The sequence below is a fragment of the Paenibacillus jiangxiensis genome, assembly GCF_046098255.1.
GTDB classification, from domain to species: Bacteria; Bacillota; Bacilli; order Paenibacillales; family Paenibacillaceae; genus Paenibacillus; species Paenibacillus jiagnxiensis.
On the sequence record NZ_JBJURI010000021.1, the window covers coordinates 1 to 16,274 of the forward strand.

Consider the following 16,274-nt stretch of genomic DNA (forward strand, 5'->3'; position numbering starts at 1 on the left):
GGAACCACTTGGTCAGGGGGAGATGGGTTCGTTCAAAAATCGTGCCGACCAAAGCCGACGTTTGATGCGCACACCTGACGCACTCGAACATGGGAATGCGCCGGGAAGTCAGACGACTGCAGCGGGTGTGAGCGCAACGCGGGCAGACGAAGCCGTTCGGCCACTTCATCGCGATCAATGCCTCCATGCAGTCCTGCTCGTTATGATAACAACTGCTAAAGGATTGAAGTTCCGTTTCCGCTTGGATTTCCATGTCTGCTCGCCCCCGAATCAACAAAATAAGAACATAAGTTCTTTTTATCATACCAAACATGTGTTCCTATTTCAAGCCGAACATCCCACTTGAGCCACCTTTTTTTCTTATCTGGTTTCTCCTTCCCCTTTCCTTCCCTTAGTCCCCCAAACCCCAACCCCCGCATTCTGAACAAAAGGGATAATCATGCAAAGCTGTATGGGGAGACAACAGGCATCAGGCAACGGACACCAGACACCAGACACCACAACATACCCTATAGACACCCGTCTCACTCTGGGTACTAGACTCTGAGCGGGGCGAATCCCCTTCTTCCAAGAAAGCTAGAAAAAAGCTGTCTGCTTTGATTCAGCGTCAACTCCAGCAGTGGATTCCCCGTTTTGCCCAGTTACATCAAGGTCTGTTTGCAGATTAAAAGGTACGAAAAAACCCCCAGATAACTGGAGGCCCTGTCAAAAGTCTGCTGAAGGGGCAGCACTGGTATTTATTTCTGGCTGGCCGACCACGCTTCGGCCCTGGTTTGCAAGCGGGTCAGCAGCGCGTCAATGTCCGGCGATCCGCCATTTGCCGCTTCACTGATAAAACCGTTGACCGCAGGCACGATTTCGCTGTTATAAAACGGATTGGCCTCGTCCATCAGCGTTGGTGTTGTAATGTCCGCAATTTGCATGGCCCGTTTCACAAAGCCGTTTTCCTCTTCCACAAAATCCGCATCCTTAAGGGTCGGCGTCATATCGAAGTTGAGATAGGCCCATTTTTGCGTTTCATAGCTGGACAAAAATTTCATGACCTCCCAGGCTGCCTCGGGATTTTTCGTATTGGCCGCCATGATGATCGGGTCCATCGCCACCCAGCCTTCACCTTTCGGGCCAATGTTCATTATCGGAACAAAACGGTCAATCAGCTTCTTATTTCCTGTCGCTCTGTATTCGCTCATTGTGCCGGAGCCGGGAGAATCCAAGGCCATCGCAATATGGTTATCTTCAATACCGAAATTTTCAGCCCCCTTGCCGTTAACAAAAGCGGGCGGAGCGAGCTTCGCCGCTTCACTCAGCCATTCCATCACCTTTTTCATTTCCGGCGTGTTCAGCTCCCATTTGATGTTCTTCGGATCCGCGAGGCTGCCTTCGGCGCCTTTAGCCCCATAATAATAAGTCAATGCCACAAAGGTGGACTGATTCAGGGAGCTGCCGTTAAACCAGAGCCCATAATTCGGCTGCCCTGTCTGCGGATTCTTGCCGGTCATTTTTTTCGCTTTCTCCAATATTTCTTCAGGGGTTGGCACTTCGGACAAAGGCTCTACACCCCACTGGTCGAAAATGGTTTTGTCATAGATCGTCACACGCTTGCCGAGCACGGAAGGAACGCCGAACCGCACGGAACCGTCACTCGACTTGGTGCTGTAGGAGCTGTTCCAAATGCCTTCCAAATAGATGCCGGCATCAAATGTGGTATCCTTGGCAATCAGATCATCAATGCCGCGCAGCAGCCCTTGCTGATAAAATTGAGCGGCAAAGGCCCCTCCGGTATACAATACATCCGCATCGCCCGACATCAGCAGGGCCTTTTGCTTGGCTTGCGCATTTTCCCACGGAATCTGCGTCACTTCAAGCTTGATGTTCGGATACATTTTATTGAAAGTGTCTTCCACATACTTATTGAATCCTGTTACCTGATTGCCGGTGATCGGGTCGATTCCGTCCTCCAGCTGCCAGCCGGCCAGAGCTACCTTGACCGTCCCTTCCATATCGGATACCTTCTCCACCTCCGGTGCCGTATACGTTCCGGAATCGGCTCCCGAGCCGGAGGAACAAGCCGCCAGCACCAATACCAGCAGTACATTCATTAGCCAGGACATCGCTTTTTTCATCTGTACCCCTCCAAAAGTGGTTTTTCAATTCCGTTGCTTGAGCATGCGGGGATAGCCGCCTTTTTTTCTTACTGCTTGATTCCGGTCAGAGCAATTCCTTCCACGATGTACCGCTGTAAAAACATATAAAGCACAAGTACGGGAAGCAGACTGATCGTGGTAGCGGCCATGATAATGGAGGGCATTTGGTTCTCCCCGTTGTTATAGCTGAACATGGCCAGTCCGAGCTGAATCAGATATTTATCCGTACTGTTTAGCGCCAGCATCGGCCACATCAGATCATTCCAGACCGCCAGGAATTGCAGAATGATCATGGTCGCAATGACGGGACCGCATAAAGGCACATAAATACGGAAGAAAATGGAGAGCTCGTGGGCTCCGTCCATTTTACCTGCCTCACGCAGACTGCCTGGGAGTTGATCCACAAATTGCTTCGCCATAAACGTACCAAACGCATAATTCAGCGCCGGGAGAAAAAATACCCAGTAGCTGTCAAGCAGGTTCAAGCGGGCAAAAATCATGTACTGCGGAATCATGGTCATTTCAAAGGGAATCATCATGGTGCTCAGGGCGAGGACAAGAATAAGCCGGGCACCACGGAAGCGGATTTTGGAAAGGGCATAACCGGATAGAAGCGCGGACAGCAGACTGATCAATATGACCCCAACTGCAACCACACTCGTATTCCAGATATACCGGAAGAGGTCGATATTGTTCATGGCCGCTTCATAGGTTCGGACGGAAGGTGTTTTGGGCCAAAAGCGCGGCGGAAAAGGGATGTTCAAGCGGGCGGACCAGTCAAAGCTGGTCAGAACAAGCCACACAAAAGGCAGCACCATGATAACAGAGCCGATCGTAAGCACACTGAGGATCGAAGCGCGAACCAGCTTCTGCTGTCTGCGCCATGAACGGCCGGGGGCGGATTGAGCGGGCAATCTTAATAGCTGCATCGGCTTTCCCTCCTATTCTGTATTGCTTTTGCGGTTCAACGTGAGGATGATCAGTGTAACCAGCAGGATAAACACGAATAGTAAGTAGGAAGCTGCGGTGGCAATTCCCATCTGTGAGGATAAAAAGGCGTTGCGGTAAATATACAGCACGGATGTCATGAGGGAGCCGGCAGGATTGCCTGCCGTTCCGCCAAGCAGCCAAACGTTGGTAAACTGCTTCATGGCGTTAATAATGCCGATGACGATCATGAAAATAAAAATAGGGCGTAAAGTCGGAATGGTGATATACCGCCATTTTTTGAGCGAGCCGGCTCCATCGATTTCCGCCGCCTCATATAAATCCTTCGGCACTCCCTGGAGCCCGGCGATAAAAATAATCGTATTGTATCCCAATGCGCCCCACAGCAGCATAAGCACAATACTAAAGCGTGAATACTGCGGATCGGTGAACCAGCCGACCGGCTCTACTCCGATGAGGCTGAGGGCATAATTCAGAAGCCCTTCCTGGCCTGGGTGAAACAAAAAGGAAAACAGGATGCTCGTGGCGACAGCCGAAATCACATTTGGCAAAAAATAAACGGCTTTGAACAGGTTTTTGACGCGGGTCTGAGGAATGGCATGGATCAAGGTTGCCAAGATAAAGGAGAACGATATGCCCAGGATGACAGCCAGGACGCCCATGTACAATGTATTGTAAAAGGATCGCCAGAACATGTCGTCTTGCAGCACTCTTGCATAATTGCCAAAGCCGACCCAGACCCCTGTCACCCCATTGGTCTGTTGAAAGCTGAGCCGCAGCGCTTCAACCATCGGGTAGACGGCAAAACCTAACACCCCGACCAGCAATGGAACTGTGAACAGCAGACCCGTAATCTCGTTGGAACGGAGCCTGCCCCTCCATCGCACTTTGCTTTGCGCTGCGGCCCCCGCCCTATTCATATCCACGGACATGGTGATCACCCTTTCGCAAGTTTATGAGATTTTCAGTTAAGCCGCTTGGTTTACAGCTTAAAGTGTTTGTCACCTCCCATATGAAATGGTGGATCACTTATTCCAGTGAGTGTAATAACCAGGATACAAAGAATTGGCAGTATCTGCTTGAGGGATAGAGAGGATTTCGCGTGATATAATATTACGCAAAAATGGAGATTTTTGAGGGATATAAAGCAGTGTCACTTATCTTTTGTTCCATATTATTGCAAAGCCTATTGCGTTGACAATCCCAATGTTATATTTATTTTCATATGTCGGATATTATTATTCCATCAGATGCAAAAAGTACAACGAACGGCTTCGTTAATATCGTTAAATATCAACATCATTAAGACGCTTAAATTAAAATGTTAACAGGATTAAAAAAAATACCAATCGGGCATCTCATAAACGGCTCCGATTGGCATCTTAATTCATGTGCTAAAATATTGGCTGGGGCTGCCTTTCCAGGGGTGAATTTTTTCCGTAAAATTCCCGCCCGTGTATTCACCGATCACCTTACGCCAAAAAGCGCGCGCCGGGACGTTATTTTTTACCTGTGTTACCTTCCACTTGCCTCTCAGCCTGCTGAACAATTCGCATGCGGCCCAGGAGCCAATGCCGTATCTGCGGAAAGGGCGCATGACGAAAAATTCGGCCATATAATAGTCTCCTTCAAGCTTGTCATCAAGCTTGTCCACCAGAGCAAAACCAGCCGGTTTTCCCTTATGCCACATAATAAAGGCCATTTTGCGGTCCCCGCTTGTCCAGTATTGGTCAAGATCCGGATAATCGGGAAACCTGCCGTCGGCTGAAAGATCAATCTCGATAAACTCGGTGAAATCATACAGATAAAACTGCATAAGCCGCATCATGATCGGCCGCTGCTCCCACGTTGCCAGCTTTAACATCGTTTTCATGCTATCACCTTTCACGCTTCTGCCGCACTCCTTCTTATTCAGTAGTCGATATTGCGGCAGCTTCGTCCGCCGCCGGCCCCTTTTTGTGCTAAAATATTCAAGAACCATGAAATCAGAGGTGCAGACGATGAACATTCAAAAAGGAATCGACCGGCTCAAGCTGGACGAAAAGCTGCCGGCAATGCCATGGTATGTGCAGAAATTTATCGATTACAAGCTGCCTGACCTGTCTCCCTCCACCCTGCTGGAGTACATCAGGGATTATGAGACCTTCTTCTCCTGGCTGCGGGCCGAGGGGCTCTCAACAGCTGAGATGAACAGCGGCGTGACCCTGGAGGAGCTGGAAAAGCTGCATATGGACAGTATTACCGGGTTTCGTCTTTTTTTAACAACAAAAAGGGAGGGCGCCAACTCCAGAATAACGGTATCCCGCAAGCTGTCGTCATTGCGCTCCTTGTTCCATTACCTCAGCCAGATTGCGGAGGATGAAAACTTTTATCCCCTGCTGAAGCGCAACGTTATGGCCAAGGTCGAAATCAAGCGTGTACATAAGCCGAAGGACACAGCCGCCAAGCTCAAGGGCAAAATTCTTGAAGACGACGAGCTGCTCGAATTTATCGCCTATATTCACGAAGGTTACGGCCATGATGTGGAAAATAACAAGCAGGCGCTGTATGCCTATGAACAGAATAAGGAGCGCGACGCATGCATCGCCAGCCTCATCCTCCATTCGGGGCTGCGCGTATCCGAGGTGGTCAATCTGAATCTGGACGATCTGGACCTTGCCAACAAGCTCCTGTATGTCTTCCGCAAAGGCAATAACGACGAGACGTTTAAAGCCCCTGTCTACTTTAGGGAACAGGCCAAAGACGAGCTGGCCCTGTATCTGTCCATCCGGCAGCAGCGTTATCGCGCAACCAAACGGGAAAAAGCACTGTTCGTGGCTCTGCCGAATGGAAGCAATGAAGGGAAACGGATGACCAAACGGGCCATACAGGCGATGATTATCAAATATGCCAAAAGGTACGGCAAACCGTCGCTAACCGTCCATAAGCTGCGGCACTCCTTCGCGACAGACTATTATTTGCAAAATGATATCTACAAGACCAAGGAACAGCTTGGCCATGCCTCCACGGAAACAACCGAGGTATACGCCCATCTGACGGATAAAACGATGTCCGAAGCGATTGAGCGCCGACTGGATTCCTAGGCTAACTTTTCATCCGCTCTTCAATCCAGCGTGCGATCCGCTCCGCATCCTCTATGCCATACACAGTCAAGCCCGCAAATTGCTGCTGCACCTGTTCTGTCATGTCCGGCCAGCAGACGGCTCCCGCCACACACGGCAGGCTGCCGAGCAGCCCGGTGTCTCCGGTTTCTTTGATCATGACCAGCTTTGGGAAAGGCGCTTCCTTGAAACCCTCGATCAAAATGCAATCATAGGTCTCAAATCGTCCAATCAGCTCATTCAGTCCGGCGGCTCTTGCCTCCAGAACCGCCGTACGCCCGGCTGAAACGATGGCAATCCCCTCCGCCCCCGCCTCGCGGTGCTTGTATGTATCTGTTCCCGGATGGTCCATATCAAAGCCGTGCGCATCATGTTTTATGACGGCCATCCGGTACCCTTCGGCTTTAAGAGTGCTCACAATCGAAGCGAGTAAAGTAGTTTTCCCCGTGTTTTTATACCCGACAATCTGACAAATAAACGGCTGCTTCCCTTTATGATCGAGCCTCATGGGCATCCCCCGCCTTCCAGCTTGATGATCTCGATCTTGTCCTCTTTTCTAAGCTGTCCCGTTCCGGGAGGAATGACAATAAGGCAGTCACTGTCTTTGATCGAAATCATAACGCTCGATTCGTCAACCGCGGCAGGCACGGCATAAACCCTGCCGTCGCGGATCTCCGTTCTCGCCCGCACGAACCTCGTATAATTGTTCACCCGGTTATAATCCTCGCCCAGCAGAACCTGCCACCGCGGGAGAAACGGCTGTCGCGCTCCGAGCATCGTCCTGATGACAGGTCTGAGCAGCAGCTCACAGCCGACAAAGCATGCGCCCGGGTTACCCGACAATGCAAAGAGAAGGCCACCGTTAATTACCGCTGCCGTCGTGACGCTGCCAGGCCGCATCGTTATTTTGTTAAACAGCAAATCAACGCCTTCCTGTCTGACCAGGTCGCCCATAATGTCATAGTCCCCGACGGATACTCCGCCGCTCGTGACCACATAATCAAAATTCAGGAGCGCATCCAGCACCACTCTGCCCGCTGCTTCCACATCATCCGGTACGGAATCGAAAATAAAAGGCTCGCCCCCCGCTTCACGAATCTGCACGCCCAGCATGTAGCTGTTGCTGTTGCGGATTCGTCCCGGCTGCAAGGGCTCGTCCACGGACAACAGCTCCGATCCCGTTGAAATGACGGCTATCCGCGGCTTGCGAATAACCGGTACACTGTGAATTCCGAACGTGGCCAGCACGGAGATTTCACCGGCCCCGTGCCGAGTTCCCTTCTCCAGTAGCAGCTCGCCTTCCTGCAGCTCGTAGCCAACGGATGTGATGTTATTCCCCGGCTCCACCTTTTTCTTCAGTCCGACGTATACGTCCCCTGCTTCCTCGCGCAGCCGCGTCGCCTCAAGCATGACAACAGCATCCGCTCCTTCGGGCACCTGTGCTCCAGTCATGATTCTGGCAGCCAGTCCGGAGGTAATCCGGCAGTCGGATACATATCCGCAAGGGATTTCATCCACAACGCGCAGCCATACAGTCTCATCATCCCTGCAATTCTTCGTATCCGCACTTACAATCGCGTAACCGTCCATTCCCGAACGCCGGAAGTGCGGAAACGGATGCGGCGCATACAGTGGCTCGGCAAGAAAGCGGCCCTGCGCCTCAGACAGCGGGACGATCTCTGTTATCCCTGGTCTGACATATTCCAAGACTCTCTTTTGTGCTTCTTCAACCGAAATGGCACGCCGCTTGAATTTGTCGTTTGTATAGTCATCACTATGTTTCATATAACCACCCTTTTCATTAACGCTTATTCGCTCTCCAGCTCTGTTTCTCTATGTTCCAGTTATATCGCGAAAAACGTCCGTTGGCAACTTGAACCACCTCAGTAAGGCAAGCCTTGCAGCAAATCCCTTTCCTGACCGTCGGATTTCACCAGCATGAATGTATTGTCCTTGTAATAATATAATCAACATGAAAAAAAGGAAATCCCGAACTGAATGATCGGGATTTCCTTCTTTCATCGTCGCCCCCGCCTGCTGATCTTGCCTGAGCCGATGCGTGTCTTCGGTTTGGTAATGGATTTGCGCGGGGAATCAAAGATGCTGCCGCCCTTGTTCCGATTAATCGTGCCTTTGCTCGGCGAGCTTTGGCCGCCGCGGTCAAATATGCTTCCGCCACTGCCCACGGCAGAGCCTGTGCCGCCACGGCGGATGACCGACCCGCTGCGGTCGACCGTAATGGGCGGAATTGCTTTTTTCTCACTCTTTGTAGGCGCGTGATATTGACCGGCAGGCGGCTTGTAAACGTCCCGGCTGGTATAACCTCTGTACGACCCGCCTCGCACGGTATCAAACAGATCATTCAGCAGACTGGCGACCAGGTAGCCCTGCAGAAAGCTTGAGCTGTAATTTTGCTGCACATACTGCTTTGTATCCACTTCAATCAGCGTATCCGAGGGCTTCTTGGGATCCTGCTGCAAATGGTACCATTCGTCTGAATATACAAGAAACATACGCTCCGTGCTTTCAGGCGACATCTGATCCGGGGTGCGGCTGTTCGCCAGCTCCTGTGCCACCTCCGGCACCGTTTTGTCGGCTGCCCGGTATACGTATGAGGTGGCATTGCCGCTGCCGTTTACTGATTCAAGCGGATACGTATCCTTGACCGATGGCGCACCACACCCGCTCAGCACGGACATAAAAAGGCATAAAGCCAATATGATTTTTAAATTCCTCTGCCAGGCAGCGCGTGTATTCATGGGTATCCTCTCCTAGCTTGCCCGGATGACCTTCACGTCTCCCGGAATGACTTGGTCTCCTTCATACAGCATAAAGCGCCCGTCCTGCCACTCAATCCGCAGCATACGGTTGTTGTCTGCCTGATACTGCCATACATGCTGTTCACCACTGCTTGTGAATGGGGTCCTGCCAACGGAGGATACCGTCCCGCCGTACTGCTCCTCAAGGTGATAATCCAGTCCATCCAGCTCCATGATGGTCGGCAGCTCGTCCGGTGTATCCGGACGCCCGTCAATCGGCTGATACAGAACAAACTTCAGCATTTCCCGTTCTTCAATATATAAATAATCAATATTGCTTCCATCCTGAAGCGTAAGCACGACCGCATTCCGGGCACGGTTATGTACCCTCCCGACCACCTCATAAGTAGTGAGCGACACCTCGCATATGTCGCCAGGCATCAGCTCAAGCATGCTTTTCTCGCGCTTTGCAGGCTCAGGCTTGGCAAACAGATTGGAAATTCGTTTCCACATGCCCATAGCAATGTTCCCGCCTTTCTCTTGTTAGAAGCAAGCTGTAATGATGAATGCGCCGACCAGATGCAGCGTGCCGGAGAACAGGCCATAACCCAGCTTGCCCTGCTGTGTTCCTTCGTCAAGGTCAAAGCGTGCCCAATGTCGGAGCAGAACACGAACCACCGCTTCCATGATCAGCAGAATGACAAACGCCACCACGGAATAGAGAAGCGCAGTGCCAAGGCTGTAAGCGGTAGCGATCGAGCCTGACAAAATATATCCCTGAGCGATCAGCTTCAGGATCATTCGCGACGTCACGGCCATATTTCCGTTCTTGACCTCTTCAAAATCCTTGTATTTCGTGAACAGCGAGTCAACAAACATCAATACAAACAAAAGTACCGCTCCGGCCACCGTCCACACGAACATGGCCGTCAAGGTTTGCAGATCCATCAGCTTCATCCTCCAACATTATCCTGATTTGCAGTGAAAAGCGAAGGGAAACCTCCCGTCTCCCTTCGCTTCCTTGAAGATGCCGCAGCGCCTTCAGTGATTCAGCCCTTATTTATTTTCGTATTGCTTCATCAACGCGGCCAACTCATCGTCCACAGCGCTCTTCTTCTCAAGCTCCTTGAATTCCTCATCCAGCGATTTGCCTTTGTCGGACATTTCGTTGCTTGCTTCCGCCCTCGCTTCCATCTGCAGCATCTTATCTTCCATTCTTCTCATGCCCGCTGCAGCGGAGTCGGAGCTGAAGCCTCTCATCGCATTGTTGATTTCCGTCTGCGCTTTGGCGGCATTGTAACGGGCCACCAGCGTATCACGCTTGTTCTTCATTTCCGTAAGCTGTTTGCGCATTTCTTCCAGCTTGGCGCGGAGATTGTCGGCGGAAGCTTTGTTCTGATCATAGCTTGCTTTGTACTCGCTCATTTTAGCTTCGGCCGCTTTCTTCTCCTCCAGCGCCCGCCGCGCAAGATCTACATTTTGCGATTTAGCTGCAGTATGTGCTTGTTCATCGCGTTTTTTCACCAAGGCTTCCTGTTCTTCGTAAAGCTGCTTGAATCTCTTCTCGATGGCGATTTGGGCAGCCACCGCTTTTTCCGCGTCCTCAAGATCCTCCTGCATATCGCGAATATATTGTTCTGTCATCTTGATCGGATCTTCCGCCTTATCGATGATTGCATTGATATTGGACATAGTAAGATCGCGAAGCCGTTTGAAAAGTGACATTTGGTTTCCTCCTTAAATTATGCAAATAAAAAAACTCATTATGCTTACTTTTACGTAGACGGATGCTTCAGGTTTCATTTTTACACATCCCTATGACACTTATTATATATTTCCAGGCTTTATTCGAGCAAATCCCGGCGGGAACAATTCAGGAATAAATGCTGACCTACAGGTGAAAGATAATACGACCTATGAATACCAATGAGGGAGGATGCAATCCATGTTCCGTTCTTTTTTGCTGCCCAGCATACTGATCGTACTGCATATGGCCTTTGGTCATTCCCCTTCTTCTCCACCGCCGCAGACGCATAAAGCAGCGATGGATGCTGCCGCCATCACAGCAGCTGACGAGAGTAAGTTAAGCAGGCTGCGTAAAAAATATGCGGATACGTTCAAAATGCAGGGTCCGCGTACAAGGCAAATCGCCCTCACCTTTGACGATGCCCCTGACCCCCGGTTTACTCCTTATATTCTGGACGCTTTAAAGAAAAATAATGTCAAGGCCACCTTTTTTGTAGTAGGAGATAAAGCGGAGAGGTACCCCGAACTCGTAAAACGCATGGTGAAAGAGGGGCATATTGTGGGGAATCATTCCTTTAATCACCCCAATTTCAATAAAATTTCGCTTAGACAATTTCAGCGGCAGATTATTAAAACCGGGCTTGCCATACAAAAAAGCACCGGCTATAGGCCGCTTCTGATCAGACCGCCGTACGGTGAAATAACAGAATCCCAGCTGCGCTGGGCGCGTCGCAGCGGATACACCGTCGTCAACTGGAATGTCGACTCCATGGATTGGAAAGGACTGAATAAGGAGCAAATCCGGCGCAATGTAGTGCCGACCACCGGACCAGGCTCGATTATACTTATGCATGCAGGGGGAGGAACAACCTCCAACCTTAAAGGAACGGTAGAATCTCTGCCCTCGCTGATCCGCACGTTGCGGCAAAAAGGCTACATTTTTGTTACCGTACCCCAGCAGCTAGACATTCAGGCTCATAAATGAGCATTGCAGAGAGTATTTGAAACAAAAGAACCCTCCATCCCTTGGGATTGGAAGGTTCTTTCATTTCGTATAATTAAGTTTACATAATAAAAATTATGAACTTAAAATCAGAATTACCTATTCGATTACATACAATTTAACATTTTGGAAGCCGAACTGGCTGACTGAGGATTTACTTCCGGGAATAAAAATATCGATTCTGTTGCCTTTGATCGCGCCACCCATATCACTGGCTGTCGCCACGAAGGCGTGATCCGGGAGTCCAGGGTGGGAGTAGCCGGTAACCAGCACCTTGGTGCCGAGCGGAATGACACTCGGATCGACCGCAATGGTTCCAAGCTTTAACGGATTGCCAAAATAATCGACAGCTCCCCACTTTCCGTTTTCATCAGCGGCTGCTGAATAGGCCGAGGCTTTGACGCTGATCTCTTTGGAATACGTAAACGTTTTACCCCAAGCAGTGACCTGATAGTCCGACTTTTCCGCCACGGCATTCTTCTCATCAAAGGTAGCGGCTTTGACCAATCCCCCATTTTCCCCGCTCCCTGGGAGCTCGATCTGTCTGCCTGCATAGATGTTATTCGCCGGAATATTCGGATTCGCTTCCATCAACGCCTGGAGGTTAACATCGAATTGTTTGGCAATCTTGTAATACGTATCCCCCTCCTTCGCCGTATAAACGGCCTCTGCATGTACCGGTAGCGTATTCATTGTTAGTCCGATTCCAGCCGCAATCACGGCCGCTTTGATTATTTTGTTTAATTTCATCGTATGTACCTCCCAAAATTGCCTGCGGGGTAGCTGACTGAGGATTCCGTCTCCCGCACTTTGTTTAAGATTCCAAAAAGCATAAACTTATTGACATTATCTTCCTGGAATCGCAAGAAAAACTACTGCTAAACGCGGTCTGGCTTCTTTGAATGTACGTCGATAGACGTTTTTCTTATGTTCAAGTTGATCCTTCTGCATATTATCACAATTTTGTAACCTTTTCTTTATGGAAATGTTACCATTTCCAGAGCGTGAATGCAAAAAAGCGGGATCGCCCGTTGGCCCGGCAGTCCCGCTTTCTTCTATTACAGTATAAATACAAGTTACAGTACTTTGGCCAAAAAGTCCTTCGTGCGTGCATGGCTGGGATTACCAAATACCTGCTCGGGTGTACCCTGCTCGATGATCTTGCCGTTGTCGACGAAAATGATACGATCCCCGACCTCGCGCGCAAAACCCATCTCATGGGTAACAATCACCATCGTCATTCCGCCCTCGGCCAGCTTTTTCATGACATCCAGCACTTCACCGACCATTTCGGGATCAAGTGCCGATGTCGGCTCATCAAACAGCATCACATGCGGCTGCATGGCCAGCGCCCGCGCAATGGCGATCCGCTGCTTTTGCCCACCGGACAGCTGGCTCGGGTAAGCGTCCCTTTTGTCGGAAAGGCCGACGGTGGCCAGCAGCTCTTCAGCAATTTTTTCGGCGTCACGCTTGTTCATGCCCCGCACCTGGATCGGTGCAATGGTCAGGTTCTCCATGACCGTTTTGTGCGGAAACAGGTTGAAATGCTGAAACACCATGCCCATTTTCTCGCGTGTGGCGTTGATATTATGCTTCGGGGCGGTGATCAGCTCACCCTCGAACAGAATCTCCCCGCCTGTCGGCTGCTCCAGCAGATTGAGGCAGCGCAGAAAGGTACTTTTCCCCGATCCGCTGGGGCCGATCACAACGACGACTTCCCCTTTGCCGATCTCGATATCGATCCCTTTCAGGATCTCAACCTTGCCGAACGATTTGTGCAGATTTTTAACGGATATCACTTGCTCTCAACTTCCTTTCCCATCTGCCCAACAGCTTGGACAATACAAAAGTCATGACAAAGTAAATGGCAGCTGCGATCAGGAACGGACTTAAGCCCTGATAAGTGATGTTCTTGACAACAGAAGCCTGATACATAATATCCACCATGCCGATGACGGAAATAATGGATGATTCTTTAATAATCGTAATGAATTCATTGCCGATCGCCGGCAGCACCGCTTTGAAGGCCTGCGGCAGAATAATATGGCGCATCGCCTTGCTGCGGTTCATCCCGAGCGAACGGGCCGCTTCCATCTGCCCGCGGTCAACGCCCTGAATACCTGCCCGGAAAATCTCGGCCAGATAAGCGGAGCTGTTGATGGACAGCGTAATGATCCCCGATTGAAGCGGCGTAAAGTTAATGCCAAAAGTCAGCGCCAGCCCGTAATGGATGATCATGAGCTGCACCAGCATCGGCGTGCCCCGCAGCAGCTCAACATAGGCTGTGCCGAGCCATTGAATAATTCCTACGCCAGACATCCGGATCAGACAGATGAACAGGCCGATAATGAAGCCGAACAGCACGCCAAGCGCCGACAGAAGCAAGGTATAACCCACACCGGTGGCATAGTAATGGCGATACTCCCAGAATACATTCCATATATTCAGTGCCTTTTCGTCCTTCGTACCGGCGGATAGCTGGCTAGCTTCCGTTACCATCCGTTCAATATCCCCATTGTTTTTCAAACGGGTCAGCGTTTCATTTACCGATTGCAGCAGCTCCGTATTCCCCTTTTGGATACCGATGGCGGCCTGAACCGGAGTTGTGTCCGGAACCGCACCGGCCAGTACGAGCTCGTCGCTCAAATAGCCTGCGGCTACCGTGTCTTCCATGATGGCGGCATCAATCCGGTTCGTTCGGAGCTGGAGGATAATATCCGAAATTTTGTCAAGCGAGGTCAGCTTGGCATCCGGGATTCCCTGACCGATCTCTTCCTGAATAGAGCCTTTCTGCACGCCGATGGAAGCTCCGCGCAGGCTGTCCATCGTCGGAAACTTGCCCTTGTCGGCTGCCCTTACCACCACAACCTGCTTGGATTGATAATAATTGTCCGAGAAATCGATGCTTCTTCTCCGTTCCTCGGTAGGCGTCATCCCGGAGATGACCATGTCCACCCTGCCGCTTTGCAGAGCCGGGAGCAGAGCATCAAAGCCCATATCCTCAATGACAAGCTCCTTGTTCAGATCATTAGCAATCTCTTTTGCAATCTCAATATCAAAACCGACGATGGTATCCTGGCCGTCGATCGTGTTGTGAAATTCATATGGCGGAAAATCGGCGCTTGTCCCAAGCACGAGCTTGCCATTGTCCGCCCCTTCCGCATTAACCGGCAATGCGGCCAACAAAAAAATAATGCCAGCCAACATGACGGCTGCATAACGTTGTAGCTTGTTCAACCTTTTGTCTCCCCTTGTTTTCGTTGTATAATTAACATAACTGTGTCATTATAAAGTACAATGCATGATTATGCAATGTATGTAATAATGAACTTTTTGTAACATTTTCAACTCTTTTCACATCTATACCAAAGTAGTCTGGAGAGATCATTATGAAGCAAATCATTCGCACGACCATTAACGACTATTCTGCCCGTTTTAAAGAAATTTCATTGTACATCGGCGCTAATCCGGAGCTGGGAAATGAGGAGTTTCTTGCATCGGCCAGACTGAAAGAAGAGCTTCTTTTTCATGGCTTCGAGGTGCAGGCTCCCGTTCTGGGAATAGAAACAGCTTTTATAGGAACCTACAAATCAGCCAAGCCGGGCCCTGTAATCGCCTTTCTGGCTGAATATGATGCGCTGGCAGGCCTCGGGCATGCATGCGGCCATCATCTCATTTGCATGATGAGCGTCGGGGCGGCTGTCGGGCTCAAATCGGTTATTGATGAAATCGGCGGCGAAATTCGTGTGTACGGGACACCTGCGGAAGAAACGCGGGGGGCGAAAGTGCCGATGGCGGCTGCGGGTCTGTTCGACGATTGCGATGTCGCCATGATGGTCCATCCGCTCTATCAATACGAAACATCAGGGCGCTCTCTGGCGCTGGATGCGGTGCAGTTTGAATTTTTCGGAAAAGCGGCCCACGCAGCGGCAAGTCCTCATGAAGGCATTAACGCCCTGGATGCCGTCATTCAGACCTTCAATGGCATCAACGCGTTCCGGCAGCAGGTGAAGAGCGATGTCCGCATTCACGGGATTATCAATCAGGGAGGCCAGGCGGCCAATATTATTCCGGACTACGCTTCAGCCCAGTTTTATGTACGGGCAGCCACACGCAAAGAATTGAATGTACTGACCAAACGTGTCATTCAGATTGCGGAGGGGGCGGCGCTGCAGGCAGGCTGCCGGCTGGAAGTCTCCAATTATGAAACCTCCTACGATGAGATGCTTACCAACGAGTCTTTATCCAAGGTCTTTACCGCCAACCTGGAAGGAGAAGGGATTGATCCCGCTCTGATTCACAGCGGCGGGGATCATGGATCCATGGATTTGGGCAATGTTTCCTTACGCTGTCCCGCCATTCACCCCTATGTTCAGGTGATCGACGAGCACCATGCGCTGCACACACCGGAATTCAGGGATCTTGCCATGAAGGATAGAGCGCTTGAAGGCATGCTGCTTGCGGCCCGTACCCTTGCTTGCACCGCATTTGACATCATCACTGATGAAGCGCTGCTCGCGCAAATCAAGCAGGAATTCAAAGCGAAGGCGAGCCTATAACCGGGAGGATTACG

General features: G+C 50.7%; 18 protein-coding genes. 4 read left to right on the forward strand and 14 right to left on the reverse strand.

What is annotated here, in order from left to right; translation table 11 throughout:
• The 4 genes from ACI1P2_RS19330 to ACI1P2_RS19345 all read right to left on the reverse strand — a co-directional run.
• The coding region (locus ACI1P2_RS19330; protein WP_458296144.1) for a transposase at positions 1–253 on the reverse strand (253 nt) is incomplete at its 3' end.
• Between the two features lie 484 nt (positions 254–737).
• Entirely contained in the window at positions 738–2,123 is a 1,386-nt protein-coding gene (locus ACI1P2_RS19335; RefSeq protein WP_355321656.1) for an extracellular solute-binding protein, read from the reverse strand.
• A 68-nt stretch (positions 2,124–2,191) separates the two neighbouring features.
• Positions 2,192–3,073 carry a carbohydrate ABC transporter permease gene (locus tag ACI1P2_RS19340; RefSeq protein WP_355321658.1) on the reverse strand — a complete coding sequence of 294 codons (882 nt, stop codon included), beginning with the start codon at positions 3,071–3,073 and terminating at the stop codon, positions 2,192–2,194.
• Between the two features lie 12 nt (positions 3,074–3,085).
• Positions 3,086–4,012, reverse strand: a complete 927-nt coding sequence (locus ACI1P2_RS19345; protein WP_408976276.1) for a carbohydrate ABC transporter permease — start codon at positions 4,010–4,012, stop codon at positions 3,086–3,088.
• A 35-nt stretch (positions 4,013–4,047) separates the two neighbouring features.
• Here ACI1P2_RS19345 and ACI1P2_RS19350 point away from each other — a divergent pair, with 35 nt between their 5' ends.
• On the forward strand, positions 4,048–4,182 hold the full coding sequence (locus tag ACI1P2_RS19350) for a hypothetical protein (RefSeq protein WP_355321662.1): 135 nt from the start codon (positions 4,048–4,050) through the stop codon (positions 4,180–4,182).
• Positions 4,183–4,479: 297 nt separating this feature from the next.
• Here ACI1P2_RS19350 and ACI1P2_RS19355 read toward each other — a convergent pair whose 3' ends face one another.
• Positions 4,480–4,965, reverse strand: a complete 486-nt coding sequence (locus ACI1P2_RS19355; RefSeq protein ID WP_355321664.1) for a GNAT family N-acetyltransferase — start codon at positions 4,963–4,965, stop codon at positions 4,480–4,482.
• Between the two features lie 127 nt (positions 4,966–5,092).
• On the opposite strand from ACI1P2_RS19355, the gene xerS reads away from it, so the two are divergent.
• Positions 5,093–6,175 carry a tyrosine recombinase XerS gene (gene xerS / locus ACI1P2_RS19360; protein WP_355321666.1) on the forward strand — a complete coding sequence of 361 codons (1,083 nt, stop codon included), beginning with the start codon at positions 5,093–5,095 and terminating at the stop codon, positions 6,173–6,175.
• Between the two features lies 1 nt (position 6,176).
• Here xerS and mobB read toward each other — a convergent pair whose 3' ends face one another.
• From mobB to ACI1P2_RS19390, 6 genes are all read right to left on the reverse strand, one after another.
• On the reverse strand, positions 6,177–6,701 hold the full coding sequence (mobB, locus tag ACI1P2_RS19365) for a molybdopterin-guanine dinucleotide biosynthesis protein B (RefSeq protein ID WP_355321668.1): 525 nt from the start codon (positions 6,699–6,701) through the stop codon (positions 6,177–6,179).
• Positions 6,698–7,978 carry a molybdopterin molybdotransferase MoeA gene (locus ACI1P2_RS19370; RefSeq protein ID WP_355321670.1) on the reverse strand — a complete coding sequence of 427 codons (1,281 nt, stop codon included), beginning with the start codon at positions 7,976–7,978 and terminating at the stop codon, positions 6,698–6,700. The genes mobB and ACI1P2_RS19370 overlap by 4 nt, the downstream gene beginning before the upstream one ends.
• A gap of 233 nt (positions 7,979–8,211) precedes the next feature.
• Positions 8,212–8,952, reverse strand: coding sequence for a DUF4247 domain-containing protein (locus tag ACI1P2_RS19375; RefSeq protein ID WP_355321672.1), 741 nt, complete (start codon positions 8,950–8,952; stop codon positions 8,212–8,214).
• 12 nt (positions 8,953–8,964) lie between these two features.
• Positions 8,965–9,471: a DUF4178 domain-containing protein gene (locus tag ACI1P2_RS19380; RefSeq protein ID WP_355321674.1), complete on the reverse strand. Its 507-nt coding sequence runs from the start codon at positions 9,469–9,471 to the stop codon at positions 8,965–8,967.
• Positions 9,472–9,495: 24 nt separating this feature from the next.
• On the reverse strand, positions 9,496–9,900 hold the full coding sequence (locus tag ACI1P2_RS19385; RefSeq protein ID WP_375523742.1) for a DUF350 domain-containing protein: 405 nt from the start codon (positions 9,898–9,900) through the stop codon (positions 9,496–9,498).
• A gap of 108 nt (positions 9,901–10,008) precedes the next feature.
• Complete coding sequence (locus ACI1P2_RS19390; RefSeq protein WP_355321676.1) at positions 10,009–10,677, reverse strand: PspA/IM30 family protein; 669 nt, start codon at positions 10,675–10,677, stop codon at positions 10,009–10,011.
• Positions 10,678–10,897: 220 nt separating this feature from the next.
• Here ACI1P2_RS19390 and ACI1P2_RS19395 point away from each other — a divergent pair, with 220 nt between their 5' ends.
• Positions 10,898–11,683, forward strand: a complete 786-nt coding sequence (locus ACI1P2_RS19395; protein WP_355321678.1) for a polysaccharide deacetylase family protein — start codon at positions 10,898–10,900, stop codon at positions 11,681–11,683.
• A gap of 117 nt (positions 11,684–11,800) precedes the next feature.
• Here ACI1P2_RS19395 and ACI1P2_RS19400 read toward each other — a convergent pair whose 3' ends face one another.
• From ACI1P2_RS19400 to ACI1P2_RS19410, 3 genes are all read right to left on the reverse strand, one after another.
• Positions 11,801–12,451, reverse strand: coding sequence for a 3D domain-containing protein (locus ACI1P2_RS19400; protein ID WP_355321680.1), 651 nt, complete (start codon positions 12,449–12,451; stop codon positions 11,801–11,803).
• 326 nt (positions 12,452–12,777) lie between these two features.
• Positions 12,778–13,500 carry an amino acid ABC transporter ATP-binding protein gene (locus ACI1P2_RS19405; protein WP_355321682.1) on the reverse strand — a complete coding sequence of 241 codons (723 nt, stop codon included), beginning with the start codon at positions 13,498–13,500 and terminating at the stop codon, positions 12,778–12,780.
• On the reverse strand, positions 13,487–14,908 hold the full coding sequence (locus tag ACI1P2_RS19410; RefSeq protein WP_408976277.1) for an ABC transporter substrate-binding protein/permease: 1,422 nt from the start codon (positions 14,906–14,908) through the stop codon (positions 13,487–13,489). The genes ACI1P2_RS19405 and ACI1P2_RS19410 overlap by 14 nt, the downstream gene beginning before the upstream one ends.
• Positions 14,909–15,084: 176 nt before the next feature.
• Between ACI1P2_RS19410 and ACI1P2_RS19415 the strand changes: the two genes are divergently transcribed.
• Positions 15,085–16,260 carry a M20 family metallopeptidase gene (locus ACI1P2_RS19415; protein WP_355321882.1) on the forward strand — a complete coding sequence of 392 codons (1,176 nt, stop codon included), beginning with the start codon at positions 15,085–15,087 and terminating at the stop codon, positions 16,258–16,260.
• Positions 16,261–16,274 lie beyond the last annotated feature (14 nt).